This window comes from Myxacorys almedinensis A, from assembly GCF_010091945.1.
In the GTDB taxonomy this organism is placed as follows: domain Bacteria; phylum Cyanobacteriota; class Cyanobacteriia; order Leptolyngbyales; family Leptolyngbyaceae; genus Myxacorys; species Myxacorys almedinensis.
This window is the reverse complement of record NZ_WVIE01000001.1, coordinates 20,798-44,289: the sequence shown is the minus strand read 5'-3', so window position 1 is coordinate 44,289 and position 23,492 is coordinate 20,798. Positions and strand designations below refer to the sequence as shown.

The window sequence follows — 23,492 nt, the reverse complement described above, 5'->3', positions numbered from 1 at the left end:
GTGTGAATTTAGCGGAAGGAGTTCAGATCGTATCGTTTGGCATCTTGGCCGCGATGATGCTAGGAGCCGCGATCGGGGTTGTATTACTCGAAAATATTGTGTATTCCGCCTTCTTGCTGGGTGGTGTCTTTATCAGTATTGCAGGCATTTATTTACTGCTAAATGCCGATTTTGTAGCCGCTGCCCAGGTTCTTATTTATGTTGGTGCGGTGAATGTCTTGATTTTGTTTGCGATTATGTTGGTCAACAAACGGCAAGACTTTCAGCCTCTACGAAGAGGGTGGATTCGTAAAGCAGCAACGGCGGTAGTGTGTGCTGGTATTTTTGCCCTGCTCAGTACGATGATTGTCTCTACCCCGTGGGCGATTTCTACGGCAACGCCGGCTGGAGATGCGTCGGTAGTAGTGATTGGGTTGCACTTCTTCAGCGACTTTCTATTGCCCTTCGAGTTGGCTTCGGTGCTGTTGCTGATGGCGTTAATTGGTGCTGTGGTGCTTGCCCGTCGCGAGTTTCTACCAGATGATGAAGCTGATCGGGCACAGGTGGAAGCGTTGAGGCTGCCAGAGCGCCCTCGTGAGTTGGTGCCATCGGGTCGGGATGAAACTGTGAATTGAGGATAGGTTGGTATGCAACTTCAGTATTTTCTTTTGGTAGCCGCTGCCTTGTTTTGCATTGGCGTGTATGGCTTGGTCAATAGCCGAAATGCGGTGCGGGTGCTGATGTCGATTGAGCTAATGCTCAATGCTGTAAATTTGAACCTGATGGCATTTTCCAACTATCTTGATCCCCAGGCGATCAAAGGTCAGATTTTCACGATTTTTGTGATTGCGATCGCAGCCGCAGAAGCCGCCGTGGGGCTGGCGATCGTGCTTGCCATCTACCGAAATCGCGATACTGTCGATATGGAACAGTTTAATTTACTCAAGTGGTAGGGTCTCGGCTGAGGTTTGGCGAGGGGCTGTAGATTATGTCCCCTTATTTTTTGAGTAGCAGTTAGTGTCAACTACTGCCCGTGTTTGACTGCTTTTTGCAGTTTGAGATTAACACCTCAATCCACTGATTGCCGGATGGAGCGGCGATCCATCTGCTCATAAAAGCGACTGGATGAGCGGTTAAACCCCTACCGCAGTTGCCGCAAAATGTTGAATCCTGTGTTCATAGTAGATGTGTGGTAATGAACCACGCTTAGGCTCTAGATGCTATAACAACTTGAAGTCTCTCGGATGCTGGCGCTGTGCAGTTAAAGCAAGTCATTATTGTCCATAAAGCGGGCGACCCGATGAGTAAGCGGTGGGCAGAGAAGTGTGCCCAAGAGCTAGAACAGTTAGGGTGTCGGGTCTTGCTAGGACCGAGCGGACCAAAAGATAATCCGTATCCGGTGTTTCTCGCGTCGGTAACGCAATCGATCGATCTGGCGATCGTGCTGGGCGGCGATGGTACAGCACTCTCGGCGGCACGGAACTTAGCCGCCGATCGAATTCCGATCTTGGCGGTCAATGTGGGTGGGCATTTGGGGTTTCTCACCGAGTCGCCTGATGATTTTGATAGCGAGACGGTGTGGGATCGGTTGCTCGGTGATCGGTTTGCGGTGCAGCGACGGATGATGCTTCAGGCAAGTGTTCATGAAGGCAATCGGACAAACTTGGAACCCATTAGCGATCGCTACCTTGCCCTTAACGAAATGTGCATCAAGCCTGCCTCTGCGGATCGCATGATCACATCGATTTTAGAAATGGAAATCGATGGTGCAGTGGTGGATCAATATCAGGGCGATGGCTTAATTGTGGCAACTCCGACTGGCTCGACCTGCTACACGCTAGCGGCAAGCGGCCCCATTATTCATCCGGGCATGGACGCGATCGCCATTACGCCCATTTGCCCGTTGAGCCTATCGAGCCGTGCGATCATTATTCCCCCTGGTTCGGTAGTGAGTATTTGGGCATTAGCCGATCCAGATTTGAGTACCAAGCTTTGGATGGATGGGGTGTTGGCAACCTCTATGTGGCCTGGTCAACGGGTCGATATTCGGATGGCAGAGTGTGATGCTGAGTTCATCATTTTGAGAAAAGATTATTCTTACTACCAAACGCTGCGCGAGAAGTTGCAGTGGGCGGGCGCGCGAATTCAGTATGGCAATCACTACAGAAATTAGTAGAACAACTTGATAGGAAATCAGCGAATTATTGAAGGCTTCAACTCATTACATATATCAAGAAATTCTTGAGCAATTTTATGAGGCGAGAACTGCTCAGTAATATATTGATTTGCCTTTTTTCCTCGCTCAATTGCTTCTTTTGGGTTGTCCAAACATGTTTTCATTGCCTCTGCTAATCCTTGAATATCTTCTCGCTCAAACATTAAATTACAGGGGCTTGCCATTTCTGGTAATCCTCCAACGTTTGCTACGATCGAACAGGTTTGAACGCTCGATGCTTCAAGAGTGACATAGCCTGCCGGTTCTTGCCAGCGAGACGGAACCACGAGCGCTAAAGACGATTCAACAAGATTGAGAATCTCTTGACGATCGCGGCTGCCTAAAAAATCAATGCGATCGCACACCAACAAGTTATCCGCCAATAATTTCAACTCATCTCTAGAACGTCCATCTCCAATAATTAATACGCGAAATTCGTATCCCCAGTTCTGTAAAAGCTTAGCTGCCTTGATTAACAGATCAATTCCTTTATCTCTAGATACCCGACCGACATACGTAAACGTGTAGGGGCAGATTAAACTATCAAGCGTTTTTACAGGCTGATCTGGCGCAACAGAAATTGGATTAAATACTGTAGAAACTTTCCAAGGAAAACTATGAGATTCGGCTAAAAACTGGCTGCAAGCTGTGTGTCGATCGGCAAGTAATGCCGTTAGAAATCGAACTCCAAATCGTGTCCATTTAACAACAGTATACAACTTCCATTTAAGAGGATATTTTGCCTTCGGTAACATCTGCATAAATTCTGCTTTTAGTCGCTTTAGAAACGACATTTTTTCATAATGATAGTGAATGGATAAATAGAATAAATAATGGTATTTGATAATAATTTTTTTACCAAACAGCTTACACAATAAAGCGAAACCTGAATGATTAGAATTCATGTGGATCAGATCCGCAGTTGCGATCGCACCGATCCATTGCCTAACAGATGTCGTTCTTGTCGAAATCACCCGTGTCTCTACACCTCGCAGGTTTAACGCTGGCTCAATTTCCCGAATGTACGTCAAAGCTCCTGCAATTTCCCCATCGTGGTGGGTGTGTTGAATTAATAATTTCATCACTTTACGACATCACTTTAAACCGACGGTATGGAACCATAAATAGAATGGACTGAGCAAACTGCTGACCAAATACTGCATCTCACACGCGATCGCTAAATCCGTTGTAACCAACGCGCGATATTTAACAACATGAACAACAACTCTTTTCAGATCGTTGAGCAGGTAGAGTGGTAAAAACAGAGGGCGTTGCCATGGGCTAAGCCGCACCATCCGAATATGGCTTCGAGCAAACCCAATACCTCGAATTAACGAGAACAAGTAACGTTTCTCGGTTCGCCATTGCGGGATCTGGTGATAAAGATGCATCTCCGGGTTATACCAGACTTCCCAACCCGCTTTCTGGAGGTGAGCCAGGGCTTCGATGTCTTCACTTGCCAGCATCACCCCCGATACTCGACCCAGTAAAACGGGCTTTTTGGGCACCACATCAAGCCATGCCTGCCGTCGAACGGCTAGCCCTGCGCCGGGTGGCAGCACTCGCGCCCGTGGTTCATAGCGATAGGGCTTCGCGCCTCGTTCGATGACTGCAAGAAAGACCGCAATTTTGTTAAATTCTGGTGGCGGTTCTACCTCGTAGTCCCCATGAATTTGCCCGCCAAATGCACCGACTTGGGGATGGCTTTTCCCAAATTCGGCTGCCTGCTTTAGCCAATCTTGAGCAGGTAAGGTATCGTCATCGAGAAAGCAAACCCATGTCCCAGACGCTTCTAAAACCGCCCGCGATCGCGCAAGTGCCAATCCCTGTTCGCGCTCAAACACATATCTGAGCGGAACCGAGGACTCCCATTGGTGGCAATAGCGTTCAACCGTTTGCTTTGTGCCATCGGTGCTGTTGTTGTCAACAACAATAATTTCCCATACCACTGCACCGGGGTTGACCTGCGATCGTAACCGCTCCAACACAGCACCAATTCGGGATTCACCGTTGTAGGTGCAGATAGCAACACTAACATCAGTCATAAAAAACATGTGGCGAAACAGAAGAATCGTCTGCAACGAGTCGCGATGCGAGACGGTTCTCTGGTCAGTGTTCACCAATGTTGCCCATTGCAAACAACAGATTCTATTCTCCAGAACGGTTTTCTACCCTTGTGCAGTCCCTTTCAGCACCTCTTGCGCCGATACTCCGTCTCCTTGAAAGCCGAAATACCACAGCACGGCTGCCGCTTCTGCCCGCGTGACTGGGCGCTTGGGCTGGAATAGAGTCGTGTATCCAAAGGCTCTGCGGATATTAGATTGCTCCCCGTTTTGGTAGTCAGCTAGCACGGCTCGCAAGGCTCCAGAATCAGTTCGTCCGGCATCTTGAAATCCCCAGGTTTGCTTGACCGCATCAATGGTGGCAGTAGGCAATGCTTGGCGCGTATCGACTGGAATTTTCCAGAGAATCAGGTCTTCTCGGCTGAGGGGGGCATCGGGTCGAAATAAAACGGCAGTGCTATCGCCAGAGAGCGAACTGGGAATTAATCCGGCTTCGGCGAGTCCTTGAACGGCTGAAAAACTTGGATGTTTTGCAGACACGTCTCGGAATGCGGGTTGTGCTGTTTCGACTCCCAGGCGAATTTGTCGTGCAGGACGATTGGCATAGAGTCGGTTATTCGCCGCGACGAGCCAGCGTGCATACTCTCCGCGAGTAATTGCCTTATTAGGCTCGAATGTCTTAGCTGCCGTTTTACTGTTTGAAGCTGGCGTGAGCACTCCAAGCTGCGCGAGATCGGTGGCATAGGGGCGCAATTGCTGAGGTGCTTTTTCTAAATCGGTAAACGATTGACCTTGAGGTAAGGCAGCTTGAGGCGAGGCAGAGGGAGCCGCCGACACCCCACCGGGAGAAATTGGTCCAACGAAATTTGGATCACCAGGTTGGAGATCTGAGGCGTTGGGAGAGAGAGAACTTTGGGCATCTGGGGTTTTGGTTTCGATGCCGATGTTCGTTCCCGATGCGCCATTGGGTTGCACTCCCACAGCCAATTGAAGGTTATTCCGGGTTGCCGTAAAGTTGCCCTGATTTGGCGCTGTTGGTTGCTCAGAAAGGTTCCAGCCATTATTCTGGAGTGCCTCTCGATAGAATGTAACCACGCGATCGCTGCTGTCTGGGCTTGTCCACCGGGTCAGCAACTCGGTGCTATTTTCCAGGGGAAATTCACCAATTGAAAGGGCTTCTACAAGCGTTGCATTAGGGTAGGTTGGAACCTCTGCGGGAAATTTGGGCGGCAGTTGAACCTGGACATTCGCTAACGGACTGCCAGTAGCCAACGGATTTGGGCTGCCGTTGAGACGCGGATCGGCAGCAAAAGCATCTTGCAGAGCTTTGCTCGTTGGGCTGTTAGAGCAGCTTGCTAACGATACGAGCAGCAGGGCAATGAGACCAAACTGGGTAGAGATGCGTTGGACAGACACGGGCACAGCAACCAATCTTAGAACGTTTGCTTCCACCCTAACGCAGATTGACAACGGCTGTGGGGTAGCCTTACTCGCGATCGTCCTCCAGCCGTTTTTGCAGCCGCGATCGCGCGTCGCCATATTCAGTGTTTGCTCCCAGCCGTGCGGCTTCTAGTTCTTCAGACGTTTCTGAGAAGACCGTGAGTTTTTTAAACCACCACTGATAAAACGTTGGAAACCTCACATCTTCTTGAGCCGCTTCCAGCAGTTCTAGAGCGCGCTCGTGGGCAGCAAGGGCGGCATCCATTTTGTAAGGGTGTTGCAAGAGGCGGCTAGCGCGATCGCGCATCTTACTCCGAATCTCTGAGGGTTTGAGTCTCATGCAGCAAGAGCAAACATCGCCTTGAAGCAGTCCGGCATCGCTGTAGAGAAGAGTGCGAAGCTTTCCTGTTTCAAACGTGTGACCACAGGTTGTGCAAACTAGCTGTGTGGGGCAAGTTGCTAAGGTGCGCTCAAGATGGATTTTCATTGTTGCTATACGATCAAGCTTAAATTCAAGTTGTATCCTAGACTTCTAAGTTACTGGATCTTGCTTAAATAACCTTCGTATTTTTGCAATTCTCTATATTAGAAATTAGAAAATTTCATGTTGCTAACACAACAGATGTTTGATCAGGTTGCTGTGCAGTCACTATTTTGTACGCTTTTTTATTCGTCTGCTTTTATGAAGGAGCAGCCTAGCGTACAGTTGCACAATGTTAAATTATTAACCTAAGAGAATAAAACACTAAACTACTATTAATCTGGCAATTTTTGATCGAGTAGCCAAACAGCCCTTATCCTAACCCTCTGCCGCAGGAGCGGGAATAAGCCTCTCGCTCCGTCTCAAGACACAAAGGTTGGGGGAATGAAGGGAGCCGCAATTTCAAGGGCTGCTGAGTTAATAAGTGTAGGCTGCGCTAAAGTTTCATGACATGTTGAGTTGGGCAAGACTGGGGTGAGACAACACGTTTCTAGGGAAGAACTTTTACAAATCATTGATGAACATTGGATGTTAGAAGACCCCGATCGCAACGAGTATGCCTTTCTGTTTCGCATGATTCAAGAGAGACATCGGACTCAGTTTGAACGGGCGTTTCAGCAGCCTGAGCCAAGTCAATATAAAGCAATGCAGCGCTATTTCAGAACGATCGATCAACAGCGAAATCGGGCTGAAGAAATTCTCTACTGGTTATATTTAGATAACGAGTTGAGACGGCAGGGCAAGACCTTTCCCGATCAGGCTGAAGCGAAACGCGAGGGAGAAGATCCACCACTGGCGTAAAATCATCCCTCGTAGATTGAGCCTGACTAACCAAGGCGAAGAGACGTTGCTAGAAAGAGGGTGCCTATAAGGCAAGCGACGAAGCCATAGGAACGATTTAGAACAGGCGCTTTTTGACCCAACCCCACACTCAGCGCATAGAAAAATAGCGCGATCGCAGCTTGAATTGCCGTAAAACCAGCAAGATAAGCTGCTAATGGTGCTGCTTCTGCACCAATAATCGATTCTCCGTAAGCATAGCCGTGAAATAGACCTGCGATCGCAAACCCAGTTGCTAACGCAGGCATATTAAAACGCTTACCTAATAGCAAAATGATGCCCAGTGCAATCACTGAAAGAGCAATAATACTTTCGGGTACAGGTAGATCCAGTTTCAAAAGATGGAGTCCTGTGCCCATCATTGCAGAAACTAGGAAAAACATAGGAAGACGCCAGCCGCGAGAATAGAGCGCAGATAGCAAACCCACTGCAATGATAAACGCAAAATGATCTAACCCAACGATCGGATGCCCCAATCCTGATAGAAAGCCTTCCCACCCGCTCGCTGGGATGTTGCCCCCCATCGGGTGATGCGCGATCGCAGGCTGAAGCGTTGCTAACCAACCGAGACCGGCAAGTACGCCAACTTGAACAACCGCAACTGGATTTAATTTTTGTTGAACCGTCATCTATACCTCGCAGATGAGTAAAGAACGTAGACCCAAAGCGGCGGGCATTCTGGCTGGTCATCTCTGAAGGTGACTCACAGTTGCGGGACAGCGGCAGACTTGCACTGCACTTTCCCCTTTACTTCTAATGGCTGCTCCCCATCAGAACCACTTTGTTGCACAAATATAGAGTGCGAGAAAGCAGTCTACCACAATCTCAACGGTTGATTTATTAAATAAGTTACTCCCCATCGGCTGGCTCACTGGGATCAACCGACGCAATAGCAGCGAGGGCAAAACACGCCCTAGGTGAAACTCCTCGAAAAGCCGAGGCTTATACTGCTCGTCCAGTTCAACCAAAACGCGCTCTAACCTTCGCTTCGCTTTGCGTTTAGATCATATGTTTCTGTACCCGTTGGCGTTGTTAATTCTGCTGTTCCTTGTAGGTTATTTCCGATAATTTTACCGTTGAATCGAATGTTAATTTTTTGTCCATTAAAAACTTGGTCATGCTGTAAACTAAGTCGATCGCCCATCAATTGAACTTGCGGTAAACTAATCGTCTGTCCGCTTACTTTTACGGTTGCTCGAACCGCTTGAAATGTTTGATCGACCTGAACGCTATAGGGCAGTTGCCGCCCTGCTTTCGTTGACATGCTGCCGCTCCAATTGCCGCTCAAATTAACGGGCACAATCCACAAATAAACGCTACGAGGACGACCCCCATCATCGACTAAAATCGTTCGATCTGGCTTCCAATCGCCCATGCCAAACGCATGAGACACCACGCGAGACCCTGGTTTCAGTTCGCTCAATAGCTTAGGACGGAGTTTCACGTTAATTTTAGGCAGCAAATATAGGGTGACGACAGACGCCTTGCGAAGGTCGGTTTGAAACAGATCTTGCTGAAAAAATGTGGCACGATTGGCACAGGGCACAACGGTGCAAGCCTCGCCGCTAATTCCAAGCTGAGCGGCACTCGCCTGACTTCGCTGCACCAAGCCAGGATTGATCTCGATGCCGATGCCTGTTGCCCCAAACTTTTGTACTGCTGTTAGCACCAGTCTGCCATCTCCCGATCCCAAGTCATACACAAAGTCGGTGGGGGTGACGTTGGCGAAATTTAGCATGGCATTCACCACGTTTTGAGGCGTTGGAACGTAAGGCACATCAGGTGTGATGGGAAGCTTGACGGGAAGGGGGATTGGAGGCGGTTGCGCGACAGTTGGAGACAGGACAGAAAGCGACACTGCGGTGATACTCAGACCGACTAACTCCAGCGATCGCAGAACACTTGATCGAGCCAATCGCATACTGTCTCCTCACAAAAATATTCTTTCTCTCTTAGCCTAAAATCTTACCTTCAAGCATCTATCTTGATGAATAGGAAAATGTTGTCAATAAAATGTTGTCAATAAATGAGTAAACAGTAATGCAATCGCTAGCTTGATTGCTGTTGATATGCTAGATACATTGCTTCTAAGAATAGGTCAGGCGTCATGTCAAATGGCAGTTCATGCAGCCCAATCAGGGTTCTTGCTTGTCGGGCTAATTGCAGCCCTAGTTCGGCTTTTGCTTTTGGCTCCATCAACGTACGGCGCTGAAGATAGGAGCGAATCACTGCAAAATCGTCAGGTAGGAGTGCGCTTATGTTTGCTGTTGCCCCTAGCTGATCGGCTAACGGCTGCGCGTCTGCCGAAAGGGCAACATTAGCAGATACGATCGCTGGCTCTTCTTGAATTACCAACGTCCCGGCGACCCAATCTCCCAACCGTTTTTCTCGCTTGGTAAACAAAATCAGCAGTAGCCCAATGGAAAGAAAGTCATCGACAGGACGGAGCAGCGATCGCAGGGCGGCTTGCGCGAGACCTACAGGTTGCCCATTCTCGCAAATCACTCGAATTTTGGTGTAGCGTTTTCCCGGAGTCTGCCCTTGCCAGAGCGTTTCAAAGCCAACAAAATAGCTGGCATACGCCGCAGAATAGACCAGCCAAGCCACGGCAGCTAGCCACGTTTCTAGCGCCTCGCTGTTGGCTAACCCCCGAAAATAAAGCGGCAAATTGTAGGCAAACAGACCCCAAAGCACAATCACCGTAACCAGCAGCGCCCCCCAGAGCAGGTAATCGATCAGCAGTGCGATCGCACGGTTGCCAATGCCTGCGAGAGTAAATTCGAGATCAACGCTTTCGGGAGTGCGGACTTTGACGGAGTTAAATAATCGCATAGAGAGCGGTTCCTGCGGAGTAGTACCCTGTCTAGTAGATTGTCAACTTTGAGTGGAGGGGTGAGAGGGTAGAGGGGTGAGAGGGAGATGACCCATCCACTCATCCACTCATCCACTCATCGATTCCCAGCCCCTCATTTCAATCTTGACAGACCACTAGTCGCGGGGTTCATCAGTAATAGAGTTCCGAAATTTTAGATCAACGCCTTCTCGACGGGTACGCAGATCGTAGTAAACAACGGCTTTCAGGGTTTGCCAAAACGGCAGGGTAAATAGATTAACCAGTAACAACAGCAAAATTCCAACCCCGATCGCTATTAAAAACCATCCGATTGCCGAAACATCCCCCACCTGAATCAAGCTGGCAGTGCCAACCAGCGCCGGTAAGACAGGAATAGCGACCAAGCCGTATAACGGAAAGGTAATCAGCGCGGCAACTGAGAGGATCAGCAAAATTCGATTGGCTGACCCTTTGGAGATGTTCCAACTTCGCCCAACCATGTCAAAGGCGTTTGTGTCTCCTTCCATGGCGATCGCAACTTCTGGAATGTAGAAGTGCGCCCAAAACCAGAAGTACACCACCAGAGTGCCAAGATATGCCACGACTGCAAAAATACCTGCGATCGCTGGGGCATCTCTAAACGCGATCGCGGGCAAGATAATCAAAAATTGCTGTGCGATCGACAATCCGAAGTTGATGCCAAACATCACCATACCCACCGCAATGTGAACCAGCAGCAAATTCCACATGCGGGGTCTGATCTGCCGGAATGCCGTTCTGCTATCTTCGGGCTGTCCGCTCAGTTCGCCGTAGGCAAGGCGAGCGATCAGGGCAGAATTTAAGCTCGATCGCGCTCCGCAGTAAATCGCTAGGGCAACCCATGGAAAGATCAGCAGCAATAAAATTAGCGATGTGGGGTTTTCCCCTTGGCTGAGGGCAAACGGCACAAAGGCAACCACAAGCAAGGGGATCAGCAGCGCCCACGGCAGCATTGCCCAAAGCGTGGCTCTAGTCGAGATGCCCAGGTAAGCCTTGAGCCGAGACCTGTAGAGGCGAAATCCGGCGCTAACGACGTTGCCAACGCTCATCGGGCTTGAATTCAACATGATGATCGCTGCTCTTTAACGATAGAACTGAAACGATAAGGTGAACTGAACGCTCTATAGCAATCCTAGATGACTCGTTCCTCCCTTCAGAGGTCTGACTCTGGATTTAAGAAGCAGTCGAGAATCTGGGGATGGATTCTCTAGGGTCAAGGTCTTTAACAGCGTAAGTTCTGTCATGGGTGAACGGGTAATCTGGTCATCAAGCCAACTTAGAGTTGACGTTATTTTAGGCAAGATAACGGCTATTGTGGGGTTCGCCCCGTTTAATTTGTCGCTAAATGTTCAATCTGTCATGAGAGCAAGAATCATCGCCAGGTTAAAGGGTAAGGTTCTTATGGCGCGATCGCACCGAGCTTGGCGAAGCCAATTGTGCCCTGTAGACTGGTGCAGGAGATGGATGCAGGAACTTTAAGCTAGAAAGAAATGTCACAACCAATCCGAGTAGGCATTGTGGGAACAGGCTTTGCTGCCAAGCTTCGGGCAGAAACATTCAATGCTGACGATCGCACCGAGCTAATTGGTGTTGCCGGACATACGCCAGAGAAAACCAGCGACTTTGGCAACACTCACCAAACGCAAGTCTTCCCAGCGTGGCAAGATTTGGTCGGCTGCGATCGCGTTGATCTCGTGGTGATTTCGACCCTCAATGCTCACCATGGTGCGATCGCCCGTGCCGCTTTAGACGCACACAAACACGTAGTGGTCGAATATCCGCTCTCGCTCCATGCCCCCGAAGGAGAAGCCCTCCTTGCCCTTGCCAGACAGCAAAATCGCTTGCTGCATGTCGAGCATATTGAATTGCTTGGCGGCGTTCACCAGGCATTCATTCAAGCCCTGCCCCAGGTGGGAACGCCGTTTTATGCCCGCTATAGCACCGTTACTCCTCAACATCCTGCCCCGCGCAAATGGACGTATCACACCCAGCTATTTGGGTTTCCCCTAGCAGGAGCGCTCTCGCGGCTGCATCGCCTGATTCATGGTTTCGGAGCGGTAGAAACGGTTAGCTGTCAACATCGCTATTGGCACGAGTCTGAGTCGTTTTATACCGGCTGTATGAGTAAAGCGCAACTGCAATTTAAAAGCGGACTATTGGCGGATGTGGTGTATGCCAAGGGCGAAACGGTGTGGACAGCCGAACGCAAACTTGAAGTGCAGGGCGATCGCGGGTCGTTGGTGTTTGATGGGGATGCGGGGCGGTTGGTGAATGCCGAAGGAGACTGTGCGATCGCGGTTGGCAGTCGGCGGGGCTTGTTTGCCCAAGATACGGCAGCGGTGATCGATCACTTAGTCACTGGTGCGCCGTTGTATGTAACGCCTGCCCAAAGCGTATATACCCTCAAGGTTGCCAATGCTGCCCAACGATCGACCTCAACCGGGCGAGCAGAACCCGTTGATCCCTAACCGCCCCGTTCTTCCTAACGCCCTAATTTATTGGGAATCCCATCACATCCTCCAGGAATCGTCGCCCGGCTTCTAGACCCACACCACGCACAGCAGTAGTACCGTTGGTTTTCTGATAACTCTTGGACTTCCGTAAAATCTACCCCTTCAATTACGGCTCCGGTGTGCACGCCAGTCTTGTAATTTGGGCGTTCGGTGCGGCTGCGCGGAGATGCCATTTCTTTATTGCCGTAAAAGAAGCGCGTTCCGGTCAGGTCTGATCCTTGAAGAGTGGCATTAACTAAGATGGTGCGGGCAAAGTTGGTTTTTACTAAGTCGCATTGGCGCAGGGTTGCCCGAATGAGGTTGGCATCGCTCAAATCTGTCCAGCGCAGATCCGTTCCGGAGAGATCTGCCCCTGCCAACATGACGCCCAAATCAATCACGCGCACGCCATGGCTGCGATCTTCAGCATAGCCCCCAAACCCGTCTAGCATTGCCCGTCCCAAGCGCTGATCTCGTCTGAGCGGCGTGAGTAACTTGGCACTCGACAAAAACCGAATAATCTTTGCTTTACCGGCACCATCTACGCTGCTGAGAATGGCTGCCGTTCGTCCTTCTGCGATCGCGCGTTCTTGGGGCCAGTCTTCGAGCAAGCCGTCTTCATCCAACACCAGATCCGATACGCCCTGAAAGTAGGTATCGATCGTCTGCTGTTGGGTAATCAAATTTTGCTGAATGGTCAGATCTTTCGAGATGACATACTGCCGCCACGCCACGTAAACCGCGAGAACCGCGATCAAAATCTGTCCGAGTGCCCCAAACACTTCGCCCAATGCCCCGATCGCATCCCAATTGAGTTGGGTGTATAGCTGGGCAAGCCCTCGATCCACCCGCAGCAGTTTCAACCCCCCAGCCACCGCCGCTATGGCTCCGATCGCTCCGATCAGCACAGAGCGATCTTGTTCGGACATAAAATCCAGAAAAAATGGCTTTAACGTGGGAACCAGCAAGCGAACCGAGAGCACGATCGCCACGATAGAACCCGCTAAAATCAGCCAAAATTGATTGATCGCCAGCCCCAAAATAATGATTCCGGTCGCGATCAAAATAATCAGCGACACGGCTGCTTGGGAAGGGGCGGCAGAGAGGTGGGTAACCTGACCAACCACCGATTCGCTCGGAGTTGCGCTAGTCGGAGTTGGGCGACGGGCGCTGCGCTGCGCCTGGAGGGATGGAGGAGACGCCACCACCGGATAGTCTTCTGCCTCAGCGGGGCGGTTGCCATTTTGAGCCGCATTCTGAGCCGCATTAGAAGCATTGGGGTCAACAGACATAGGCAGTTAGAGTCAGGCAGAAGGGGTTCAATGGGCTATGCTCTATCGTACCCGCTCGTTTGCCTCCGCATCGGCTTTGCTAGCTGTAAAATATTAGTTATTTGTAGATAAATGACTGAACGGGATATTTTAGAAAATTCCACGCCGTATATTTGTCAGATAAATTAATTCCAACCGCCGACTTTATGAGGTACAGTCCATACAATCCAACTAAAAGCAGGATCGCCCTCATGACATGGGTTTGGTTCATATTACGGTTAAGTGCTCAACGTCTACCCCTAAGGTATCGTTTGCATCCTTCAAACCAATGTCCTTAATATGTCTTCTTGATGACAAACCTCCTCTCAAATTTCTAAAATCTTATCCAAACCAGTGAATTTAGAGTATTAATATTCTGTAGCTTTAGTGAAATGGGTTGTGTGTGGAGTTTCAAGGTATGAGTTACGCCGTCCATCAGGATCAGTCCTCTGTTGTAGAGTTGGCGAGGTCAGGCAACTTCCGAGCGATCGCGTATTGGCTCAATGTGTTTCTGATGCCTCACAACCTGCGCGCCCAAGTTGGGGCGGCTAAGCAAGCAGGACACCTGCAAGTGGTCGTTGAGTTTCGTCCTCTGCCTCACCTTGATGCCAAATCTCCAGCATTTCGCAAAAGCTTGGTGCGATTTGTCTGTCGCCACCTGTGGCAACTCAATTCAGATGTGATTGAGGGGGTGCAGATTGCCGCTCGACCGATCCACAAGCCCAGCGTTTTGTGGCGTCAACCGGTGCGGGTCGTGTCGCCTGCTAGACGCGCCAAACTCGCTAGGCAACAGCCAACCGAACGCCTTTCTCAGACTCAAGATTTTCACTCCGGAGATTTCACTGCCCTGCGGACTCGCATTCAGAAAATCACGCTCCAGAACGTGCAGTTTCGAGCGCTGCGATCGCTCCTGCTTACGGGCACCACTGCCGCCGCTTTTATTGTCGGATGTTGGCTCGGTTACGCTGACGCTCCCACAGACCAGACAACCGCTTCTGCCTCGATCACTGCTTCTCGCCCCGATACCGTCACGATCGCAGCAAGGCAGGGCGTTCAAGCTGAGAGCGAGTCAGTGCCCATCACTCAGCTAGACGGCAACCCAGCGTCTCCAGAAGAGAACGTTACGCTCCTGTTTGGTGGCGATGTTGCGCTCACAAAGGGCTATGCTGACTTGGTGAAAGACGATCATCAGTGGGCGTTTTCAGCGATGGATGAGTACCGCCAAGCGGACGTCGCTATGGTAAATTTAGGCGCGCCGTTTACTACGTCAGCCGAGCCTGATGGAGCCGACCCAGCCACGGTAGAGGTTTTGAATAGTGGCGGCGTTGATATTGTCAATGTGAGCGATCGCCGCACCGCAGACCCTACCGCAGATCCTTCTGCCGCAGGGTTAGAGGAAACGCTGACCACGCTAGATAAAGCAGGCATTCATTATGTGGGTGCAGGGCAGGTCAGTGCAGGACAAGTCCCAGGAACGACTGCTAACGCGGGCAATCGCCTGAAAATTGTGGATGTGAAGGGGCAGCGCATCGCGTATCTGGGCTACTCTGAGGCAGACTTGCAGGCAGATGAGGCTAAAGCAAGCGTAGAAGATGCCCCTCAACATGATGGTTCCGAGCTTGGCAAAGCTTATCGCGTTGCAGCAGACATTCAAGCGATTCGTCCCCAAGTAGACTGGATCATTGTCAATTATCACTGGGGCAAAAATTTGGCAAAATATCCAGCAGACTGGCAGATTGAGTTAGCCCATACCACGATCGATCAAGGCGCAGATGTCGTCGTGGGGCACCATTCTCACCTGCTCCAGGGCGCAGAAATTTACAAAGGACGCCCGATCGTCTACTCACTCGGCAACTTTATTTTTGGCGAAAATGCCTCAACAGACTATGACACCGCCGTTCTCAAGGTTGGCGTTAAAGATCAGCAAATGAAAGTTGAGCTTTTGCCCGTCGAGGTGAAAGGACTCCAACCCAGAGTGGTAAGTGGCGATCGCGCCCAAGAGATTTTGCATCAGGTTGAGAATGTCTCTGACATGTTTGCTCAGCCCCTGCGATCGCCCATGGTTCTCGATGCGCGCGCTAACACGATTTTGTCTCAACCCGCCGAGCCTCCGAGCGATCCACGCCTGCCTACCGCAGCGCCCCATGCAACTCCTACCGATGCTGCCCCCAGTAGCCCCACCGAAACTCAAGATGTGCCGACTGAAGAACAGCCTGAGCCGACTTTTGACCAGCCAACCCTTGAGCAACCGATAGACTCTACCACACCCACCCCATTTATTGATCGTGAATCAGGCACGCCCATCTCCCCCGACGCCCAATCGTCTCCGTCTGGTTCTTCTGCATCTCCATCGAGTCTTGACACCTTCCCCAGTGCCAACCCTGCCGAAACTCAACCCTCCTCAACTCCCGAAGCGTTAGACTCCAATCCGACGGATAGCCCATCTGAGTTTTCTGCCCCTGCTGATGCTATCCCAACTTCCCCATTGCCTAGCGCGACTCCCGAACCCTCGGTAGACAATCCCTTTATTTCCAATCCGGATGCTGGGGCAGATTCCCATTCTCCCGCGCCCATGGTTCCGCAGCAGCCAGAGCCGACCTATGGTGAGCCTGCTTCTGATTTGCCCGGAGGTGCTGATGCGGTGGAGTCAGGCTCTGCGCCAACCCTGACGCCGCCCCCCACTCGCTCCCCTCGTAGCTTAGAGCCAGGAAAGCGCCGCTATGCTGAGGTTCCGTCTGATGTTGAAATTGCTCAAAATCCCTAATTACTCAGAATGCCTGTGTTTTCCATCGATCGCCGCCGACAGCTATACGACATTTATGTTCTAAACAACCGAGAAACCCCGTCTCGGTTAGAAGTTGTCCCAGAGCGAGGGGGCATTATTGCCAGTTGGCAGGTTCAGGGGCGGGAGTTGCTCTACATGGATACCGAGCGGTTTACCAATCCCAGTATGTCGGTGCGGGGGGGCATTCCAATTTTGTTTCCGATTTGCGGCAACTTACCCGATAACACCTACACCTACAATGGGCAGTCTTACTCGTTAAAACAGCATGGCTTTGCGCGGGAGTTGCCCTGGGAAGTGCTAGATCAGCAGACTGACGATCGCGTGAGTTTGACGATTGGGCTGTCGAGCAATGCCCAAACTCGTGAAGTCTACCCGTTTGACTTTTTGTTGGAGTTTACCTACGCATTGCACGGGCAAACGCTGACGCTGCATCAGCGCTATACCAATCGCTCCTCCGAACGGATGCCTTTCTCTATTGGGTTTCACCCATACTTTCTCGCGCCTGACAAAGGTCAGCTACGCTTTGAGATTCCCTCGAATGAAGCCATTGATCAAATTACAAAGCAGCCCCAGTCGTTTTTCAACACGTTTGATTTTAACGATGCCGAAATCGATTGGATCTTTCCGCACCTCTCTCGCCAAGTGGCAAGTGTTTCTGATTTAAGCCGTCATACTCGCATCACGTTAACCTACGGCAGTGCTTTTCCATCGTTAGTTTTCTGGACGGTGAAGGGAAAAGATTTTTACTGCCTAGAACCCTGGAGCGCCCCTCGAAATGCGTTAAATACGAGCGATCGCTTACTGTATTTAGACCCCAACGCCAGCTTAGAGACTGAGGTTGCCCTAACGGTCGATTTTATCTAAGGTCGGGCTGGCGCAATCCCGATTTGCGGTTTTTGGTCAGGGGGCTTTAGAGCAAATCCAAACACCAAGTTTCAAAAAAAGATGCGATCGCTCAACCCATTCCAACCGATCACGCCGATCGATGGAAAATGTGGAGTGCGATCGCATCGCCCATGTAGAGTTAGCTCGACAACAGTTGATTCACCCGGTTCAATTAGCTTGCTTTGCGCTCCGGCGGCGAGATGCTGCTAACAGACCCACCAGTCCCAACCCTGCTAAGGTCGCAGGTTCAGGAACAGACACCGATCGGAGTGAGAAGTCTGAATAGCCTCCCCCTGTATTTGCGCCAGCTAAAGCCGTCAGATTGAATCCGGCGATGCGGTTGCCACCGAAGGGGTTGTAGATAGCGTACAAGCCTGCGCTGCCCAGCGAAGAAACCCGCAAGTTTTCAACCGTGCCGTCGGCTCCGCTCCAGTTTGCAGAGTCTTTGCCCGTCACCGTGAGAATGCCATTTAGGGCACTGCCTTCTGCGGTGATGATCGCCGCCTCAAAAACGAGATCACCATAGGCGGGGTTCTCTGGGGTGTTAGGTGGATATAAGAAGCTCAGTTGCAGTTGCGATAAGGTCGCCGCTTTTTTGAACAGCACTTGCAGCGTCTCGTTAGAGCTAATTTCGCCGCTAGCTGGATCTTGGTTAATGGCTGACAATCCGCTTTGAGCAACGCCGATTCCGGTAATGCCCCCGACTTTCTTCTGAGTGAGAACGTTATCACTAGTTGGATCGATGGGATTTGTGCTGGCGGTGAGGGTGAAAAAGCCGTTCACATTGGCGCAGGTGTGCGGTCCAAAGCTGCTTGTGCTAGGCGAAAAACACTGGCTGACGACATCATCTGCCGTAAACGATGCAGCCTGAGCGGGCGCTATAGACAAGGCAAGGCTACTGGCACAACCTAAAACGCAGGCAAGAGAAAAACGCTTGGATTGAATCATGGGATTGAGTAAGAATGCTTAACAATGTGCGGAGGATTGGGGGCACGGGCGTTGAGCAGGGGGGCACTGTCAGGCTAGGGAGAAAAGCTGCTAGCTACGTATCTAAAGGTTATTACTGATACAACTTTTTGAGCAACTTCCGTATTTCTTTTTACTCAATCTTTAACTTTAGAGCGCTATTCATATGTTTTAGGTATTCTAGCTGACTAAAAAGGAGCTTGAGCTAACAGACTATACGTAGATCTTAAGTAACTTAAATTACTAGCTGTTGGAAAACTGTAGAAAAACGGATTCATCAGTAAAAAACATCGCCGGAGTCTGTATAAATACGGACGCTGACGATGTTACTTATATTCCAACCAATGTTCTGAAATCCGGACAGTTTTTTACAGGGCAGATTTGGCTAACTCTGCCACTTGTTCTGTGTCGTCGTGGGCGAGATGTTCTAGGGCTGCTTTTGCCTCTGGCGTTTGAAAGTGCCCTAAGGCTTGAGCAACACGATAGCGAATCTGCCAATCTGGATGAGAGGCATAGCTAACGAGCAGAGGCACGGCGCGATCGTCGCCCAGTTCGCCGAGCGACCCGATCGCAGCCGTCACCACCAGATCGCTGTCTGAGGTGAGTGCCTCGGCTAACAAGTCATAGCCCCGCGCCTCGCCGAGTTCTCCCAACGCCGCCACAATACTAAAGCGGACGAGCCATTCTGTGGTTTTCTGATAGAGTTGCTTGAGGTCTTCGTAGGCTTCGGTGAGGTGCAAGCCCCCGATCGAATCGGCAGCCGCCGCTTGGACATCGGGTTCGGGGTCATGGAGGGCTGACTTCAGCATGGTCAGCGACTCTGAGAGATTTTGCCCACCGAGAGAGGCTAGCTGACTAATTGCCGCATAGCGCACCCGTACGTTTTCGTCGATCACCGAAGGTTTGATCAGTTCGTAAGCGATCGCTGGGTCAAGTTGTCTCAAGTGATTGACCCCCCGCAAGCGATCGCCAAAATTATTGGATTCTAAAAGTTCTTTAACGGCATCTGGTGTAGTCATGCTGATTTAAATCTTGTGGTCTTACTGCTCGATTGGTTTTCTGAGTTTCCATGCTCTAATCTTGCTCGGCTGCCATTGCCCGTACGATATCGCCCCGGGTCAAAATGCCGACGAGAGCACTGGAAGAATTGACCACAGGAAGCCGATTTACGCTGCGATCGTGCATCAGCTTTGCCGCCTCAGACAGGGGTTGTTCGGGGGCGATCGTGATGGGATGGTCAGACATTACTTCTCCAACGGTTTGACCAAGAGCTTTGTGGAGGTCTTTCTCATATCGCCCCGGATTTTCGAGATAAATTACACTATCTAGCACCATGATGTAAGCGGGGGGAGTAACGTTGGTTTCACGCCACATCAGATCGGTTTCAGAAATGATGCCGACTAATTTACCCGCTTCATCGAGCACCGGAAGCCCACTAATTCGTTTTTCTGCGATCGTTTTGATTACCTCAGCCAATGGAGTTTCGGGCTTTACGGTAATTGGATCACACGTCATCACATCTGCAACGGTTTTCGCCATATGCTTGGTGTTGCTTAAAGGTCTTCAAGATCATTATGAAGACATTGCGGCAGTCAATCTCCCTCGAATTCATAGGATGTAACAAACAAGTGATGGATGGGCGGCAAAGGGGGCGCAAGCAGATCAAATCGTGCCCGGTCTACCAAATCGCAGAAAACGCAACCTTACAGCGATTTTCAGATGGAAAACCACAGTCGTAGGTGGAATGGGTAGATGGGTGCATGGGTGGGTGGCTTAAGCAAGTGATACCAAATTAATCTGTAAATGCTACAGACGTGCGACCTCCCCCAACCCCGCCTTAGTTAGGAGGGTCGAGGATGAAAAATCAATTTGGTATGAGAACGGCTTTAAGACACAAAATTGACTCGCCCTGAAGAAGATTCAAAGCGAGTCAACACGCATTTAAAACCCATAGGGTAGTCTACGATGCTTTCTTGAGCCAGCTAAACATCGATCGCAGATCTTTACCCACCGCTTCGATCGGGTGTTCAGCTTCCTGACGACGCATTGCCGTGAACCCAGCTTTACCCGATTGATTTTCTAGCACAAACTCACGGGCAAACTGCCCCGTCTGAATCTCGCTCAAAATCTTCCGCATCTCGGCGCGGGTGTCGTCGGTGACGATCCGAGGGCCGCGCGTAAGGTCGCCATACTCTGCCGTGTTAGAGATACTGTCGCGCATGGTCGCTAACCCCCCCTCGACGATCAGATCGACGATCAGCTTGACTTCGTGCAAACATTCAAAGTATGCCAACTCAGGCTGATAGCCCGCTTCAACCAAAGTTTCAAATCCCGCTTTGATCAGCGCACTTAACCCGCCGCACAGCACCACTTGTTCGCCAAACAAATCGGTTTCAGTTTCTTCCCGAAAGGTCGTTTCGAGCACGCCGCCCCGTGTGCCGCCGATCCCTTTTGCATAGGCCATGGCGCGATCGCGGGCTTGCCCAGACGCATCTTGATACACGGCAAACAGCGCGGGTACGCCTTGCCCTTGCTCATAAGTCCGACGCACGAGATGTCCCGGTCCTTTAGGAGCCACCATCACCACATCGACCTCTGCGGGGGGCACGATCTGGGCGTAATTGATATTAAAGCCATGAGCAAATGCCAGCACATTTCCGGCTGATAAATTTGGCTCAATCTCTTTGGTGTAGACCGATCGCTGCGCTTCATCCGGCAGCAAAATCATGATAAAGTCAGCGGCTTTTGTGGCGTCTGCCACGCTGTGAACCGTCAAACCTGCATCTTTCGCTTTAGGCGCAGACTTGCTGCCCGGATACAGTCCTACAATGACGTTTATGCCGCTATCTCTGAGGTTAAGGGCATGGGCGTGCCCTTGAGAGCCGTATCCGATAATTGCGATCGTTTTTCCAGCCAGCAAATCTAAGTTGGCATCAGCGTCATAGTACATCCGAGCCATAGGGTCTCCTTCCAGCGCGTCAAGTAATGTCAGAACCCCTAATGGTATCAGACGGAGGGGACGGATTGGGAAATTGTCATTAGTTGTTAATCGAGATGGAGTGGTCAATCGAAAGACAGAGGGCCAAAGTCGAGTTTGCTACCATCCTGCATATTTGTACGGTTGTAAATCTGTACTGTAAAGTAGGGTTCGCTGGTTGACCATGAGCTACCCATTAGCTACACCAATCCTGGAACTTAACTTATCTCGCTTACCCATGTCCTCCCCGCTTCCTACGCCCCATGCCCAACGCCCAACGCCTCCTCTACGGCGCTTTCTAGGCGAATATTTTATTTATCTCTTGCCTTCTGCGCTGATTGTTTATCTCGTTTTAGAATCTTATCAAATCGATTTTCGACCCTATTATCTTGCAGGTAAATCGATTTTGTATGGATTAGATCCTTACCTAAATCATGTCCATCAATATCCCGAATTTTATACTCCAGTCAATGCAGAAACGTCGCCAGGTTCAGGATTTATTTATCCACCGTTTGCAGCGTTGCTATTTGCGCCTCTAGCCCTATTGCCGTATGTGACTGCAAAAACGATCTATAGCGTGATCACTTTAGTAGTGTTATGGCTGCTTTTATTTGAATTGGTTAAGCATAGTAAGTTTGCCATTCAGGGCGAGTCTCTGCTGTTTGTTATGGCTAGTTTTCCTGTAATTGCCTCGTTTGAGCGGGGGCAAATTGATATTTTTGTTTGCTACATCACAACGTTAGGATTTCTAATCCACAGACGCTCTGGGCAACGGTTGATTCCTGCATTTCTACTGGCGCTCTCGTTTTGCATCAAGCTCTTCCCAGGCATTGCGCTGATTTACTTTTTGATCAAGCGAGAATACAAACTGGTTGCCTATGCCTTCGGGTTTATCAGCGCGTTTTTTCTAGCGCCCCTGGCTTATTTTAATGGGTCGGTCTACGGTCATTATGTGCAGCGTATCTTACCTAAAGTGTTTGGTGCGCTTACTAGCCCCACGCCGATCAGCACCCATGGGCAAGGCACCGTCAATCGAGTTGTTCTGTCGGTTGAAAATCGGGGACTGCGCGTGACCCATGATTTTGTAAATGGCTACATGAATCCGTTTTTGCGCCACAGCCCTGTTGCGTCGATGATGGTGGGCGCGATCGCAGTGGCGCTATTACTGTACTACCTCCGTCGAGCGTCTCTCGAACACCAGTTTTTCTCAATTGTTAATAGCATTCATCTGTTCAATCCCCAAACTTGGATTATGGGACTCGTTTGGTATATTCCTTTGTTTGTTTATTTGTTTGGTAAAGCCAATCCTCTCGGTAAATTTATTTTAGTGCTTCCTCTATTTGTTCCACCGTTCACAAACAGTAACGGAATGCTTGCTTATGCCATCACCTTAGCCTTTGCTATTCCCCACTCTAGAGCGCGGCTATTGCAGCGATTGGAAGCCATCCACTAGAGCAGACGCCGCCCCCAACACGCGATCGCCGCCTGCTTCGGTAGCGGCAATCAACAACAACAGCACGCCTTCTGGAACCTGCCGCGACAAAATTACTCCTCCTACAGGTTGAGTTTGCCCCGCGATCGTGAGGTTGCCAGTCCAGTCGAGTTGCACTCCCCCCGCGATCGACCGCACCTCTCCTGTTGCAAACCCTTCGCCTTGCTTAAAGGCATTCTGCACCACCGTGACCAGCGCCTCATTAGACAACACCACGCCTGCCACGCCCAACTGAGACTGAGGCTGCACCTGCACCGTGTAGGCGATGTTGCCATCGGGTGACTCGATCAGCACCGAACCCGCCAACGGACTCACCTTAAAATCTCTGAGAATGCCCACCTTAAACTGCCCCCCCGGATCTAAGTATTCTCCGCCCACAGGCAGGGGTGGCGCAGTTGGCGCAGCCGGCACCGGTACCGATGGAAAGCCGCCCGGTGCGATCGGAGCAGGCGCGATCGTCGGCGAACCCGACGGCGATGGAGACACAGAGGGCGAAGGAGACGGAATTGGAGGGCGGGGGTTGGGCAGGCTTGGATCAACCGGAATCGGATCAACCGGAACGCCCACCGACCCACTAGGCGAGGGCGAGGGCGCTTGAGCCATGATGAGAGCAGGGCGACTTGTCAGAAACAGCAGCGCAATCAACGCCCCCACGGCTAACCCAATCCACCCATTGCGTCTTGACTTCATTGCGT

General features: G+C 50.7%; 22 protein-coding genes and 1 riboswitch. Of the genes, 8 read left to right on the top strand and 14 right to left on the bottom strand.

Features of this window, described 5'->3' with window-relative positions:
* The first annotated feature begins 2 nt into the window (after positions 1–2).
* The 3 genes from GS601_RS00205 to GS601_RS00195 all read left to right on the top strand — a co-directional run bounded on the left by GS601_RS00205 (position 3) and on the right by GS601_RS00195 (position 2,152).
* Positions 3–614: an NADH-quinone oxidoreductase subunit J gene (locus GS601_RS00205; protein WP_162421138.1), complete on the top strand. Its 612-nt coding sequence runs from the start codon at positions 3–5 to the stop codon at positions 612–614.
* 12 nt (positions 615–626) lie between these two features.
* Entirely contained in the window at positions 627–932 is a 306-nt protein-coding gene (gene nuoK / locus GS601_RS00200) for an NADH-quinone oxidoreductase subunit NuoK (protein WP_162421137.1), read from the top strand.
* A gap of 302 nt (positions 933–1,234) precedes the next feature.
* Entirely contained in the window at positions 1,235–2,152 is a 918-nt protein-coding gene (locus GS601_RS00195) for an NAD(+) kinase (protein ID WP_162421136.1), read from the top strand.
* A 20-nt stretch (positions 2,153–2,172) separates the two neighbouring features.
* On the opposite strand, the gene GS601_RS00190 is transcribed toward GS601_RS00195, so the two are convergent.
* The 4 genes from GS601_RS00190 to GS601_RS00175 form a co-directional block, all read right to left on the bottom strand.
* Positions 2,173–3,276, bottom strand: coding sequence for a glycosyltransferase family 4 protein (locus tag GS601_RS00190; RefSeq protein WP_162421135.1), 1,104 nt, complete (start codon positions 3,274–3,276; stop codon positions 2,173–2,175).
* 12 nt (positions 3,277–3,288) lie between these two features.
* Complete coding sequence (gene hpsE / locus GS601_RS00185) at positions 3,289–4,239, bottom strand: hormogonium polysaccharide biosynthesis glycosyltransferase HpsE (protein ID WP_162421134.1); 951 nt, start codon at positions 4,237–4,239, stop codon at positions 3,289–3,291.
* A gap of 123 nt (positions 4,240–4,362) precedes the next feature.
* Complete coding sequence (locus tag GS601_RS00180) at positions 4,363–5,796, bottom strand: S-layer homology domain-containing protein (protein WP_162421133.1); 1,434 nt, start codon at positions 5,794–5,796, stop codon at positions 4,363–4,365.
* Positions 5,744–6,184: a hypothetical protein gene (locus GS601_RS00175; RefSeq protein ID WP_162421132.1), complete on the bottom strand. Its 441-nt coding sequence runs from the start codon at positions 6,182–6,184 to the stop codon at positions 5,744–5,746. The genes GS601_RS00180 and GS601_RS00175 overlap by 53 nt, the downstream gene beginning before the upstream one ends.
* Before the next feature lie 468 nt (positions 6,185–6,652).
* Here GS601_RS00175 and GS601_RS00170 point away from each other — a divergent pair, with 468 nt between their 5' ends.
* A complete protein-coding gene (locus GS601_RS00170) occupies positions 6,653–6,979 on the top strand; it encodes a hypothetical protein (RefSeq protein ID WP_162421131.1) in 327 nt (108 codons plus the stop codon).
* A 26-nt stretch (positions 6,980–7,005) separates the two neighbouring features.
* Here GS601_RS00170 and GS601_RS00165 read toward each other — a convergent pair whose 3' ends face one another.
* From GS601_RS00165 to GS601_RS00150, 4 genes are all read right to left on the bottom strand, one after another.
* On the bottom strand, positions 7,006–7,647 hold the full coding sequence (locus tag GS601_RS00165; protein ID WP_162421130.1) for a HupE/UreJ family protein: 642 nt from the start codon (positions 7,645–7,647) through the stop codon (positions 7,006–7,008).
* Positions 7,648–7,669: 22 nt separating this feature from the next.
* Positions 7,670–7,814, bottom strand: a riboswitch (cobalamin riboswitch).
* Between the two features lie 180 nt (positions 7,815–7,994).
* Entirely contained in the window at positions 7,995–8,939 is a 945-nt protein-coding gene (locus GS601_RS00160) for a class I SAM-dependent methyltransferase (protein WP_162421129.1), read from the bottom strand.
* Between the two features lie 128 nt (positions 8,940–9,067).
* Positions 9,068–9,850 (bottom strand): RDD family protein, encoded by a 783-nt coding sequence (locus GS601_RS00155; protein WP_162421128.1) that lies wholly within the window; start codon positions 9,848–9,850, stop codon positions 9,068–9,070.
* A gap of 156 nt (positions 9,851–10,006) precedes the next feature.
* Positions 10,007–10,957 (bottom strand): hypothetical protein, encoded by a 951-nt coding sequence (locus GS601_RS00150; RefSeq protein WP_162421127.1) that lies wholly within the window; start codon positions 10,955–10,957, stop codon positions 10,007–10,009.
* A 423-nt stretch (positions 10,958–11,380) separates the two neighbouring features.
* On the opposite strand from GS601_RS00150, the gene GS601_RS00145 reads away from it, so the two are divergent.
* Positions 11,381–12,358, top strand: coding sequence for a Gfo/Idh/MocA family protein (locus GS601_RS00145; protein ID WP_162421126.1), 978 nt, complete (start codon positions 11,381–11,383; stop codon positions 12,356–12,358).
* 14 nt (positions 12,359–12,372) lie between these two features.
* On the opposite strand, the gene GS601_RS00140 is transcribed toward GS601_RS00145, so the two are convergent.
* A complete protein-coding gene (locus GS601_RS00140) occupies positions 12,373–13,674 on the bottom strand; it encodes a pentapeptide repeat-containing protein (RefSeq protein WP_162421125.1) in 1,302 nt (433 codons plus the stop codon).
* A 436-nt stretch (positions 13,675–14,110) separates the two neighbouring features.
* Between GS601_RS00140 and GS601_RS00135 the strand changes: the two genes are divergently transcribed.
* Both GS601_RS00135 and GS601_RS00130 read left to right on the top strand, forming a co-directional pair.
* On the top strand, positions 14,111–16,456 hold the full coding sequence (locus tag GS601_RS00135; RefSeq protein ID WP_162421124.1) for a CapA family protein: 2,346 nt from the start codon (positions 14,111–14,113) through the stop codon (positions 16,454–16,456).
* Between the two features lie 9 nt (positions 16,457–16,465).
* A complete protein-coding gene (locus GS601_RS00130) occupies positions 16,466–17,341 on the top strand; it encodes an aldose epimerase family protein (protein WP_202924758.1) in 876 nt (291 codons plus the stop codon).
* A 189-nt stretch (positions 17,342–17,530) separates the two neighbouring features.
* Here GS601_RS00130 and GS601_RS22765 read toward each other — a convergent pair whose 3' ends face one another.
* The 4 genes from GS601_RS22765 to ilvC form a co-directional block, all read right to left on the bottom strand.
* Positions 17,531–18,310, bottom strand: a complete 780-nt coding sequence (locus tag GS601_RS22765) for a PEP-CTERM sorting domain-containing protein (RefSeq protein WP_202924757.1) — start codon at positions 18,308–18,310, stop codon at positions 17,531–17,533.
* Positions 18,311–18,696: 386 nt separating this feature from the next.
* On the bottom strand, positions 18,697–19,347 hold the full coding sequence (gene nblB / locus GS601_RS00120) for a phycobilisome degradation protein NblB (protein WP_162421123.1): 651 nt from the start codon (positions 19,345–19,347) through the stop codon (positions 18,697–18,699).
* Between the two features lie 55 nt (positions 19,348–19,402).
* Positions 19,403–19,867, bottom strand: a complete 465-nt coding sequence (locus GS601_RS00115) for a CBS domain-containing protein (protein ID WP_162421122.1) — start codon at positions 19,865–19,867, stop codon at positions 19,403–19,405.
* Between the two features lie 421 nt (positions 19,868–20,288).
* Positions 20,289–21,287 carry a ketol-acid reductoisomerase gene (gene ilvC, locus GS601_RS00110; protein ID WP_162421121.1) on the bottom strand — a complete coding sequence of 333 codons (999 nt, stop codon included), beginning with the start codon at positions 21,285–21,287 and terminating at the stop codon, positions 20,289–20,291.
* A 256-nt stretch (positions 21,288–21,543) separates the two neighbouring features.
* Here ilvC and GS601_RS00105 point away from each other — a divergent pair, with 256 nt between their 5' ends.
* On the top strand, positions 21,544–22,758 hold the full coding sequence (locus GS601_RS00105) for a glycosyltransferase family 87 protein (protein WP_162421120.1): 1,215 nt from the start codon (positions 21,544–21,546) through the stop codon (positions 22,756–22,758).
* Here the strand turns inward: GS601_RS00105 and GS601_RS00100 are convergent.
* Complete coding sequence (locus GS601_RS00100; protein ID WP_162421119.1) at positions 22,729–23,487, bottom strand: hypothetical protein; 759 nt, start codon at positions 23,485–23,487, stop codon at positions 22,729–22,731. The two genes, GS601_RS00105 and GS601_RS00100, sit on opposite strands and share 30 nt — an antisense overlap.
* Between the last annotated feature and the right edge of the window lie 5 nt (positions 23,488–23,492).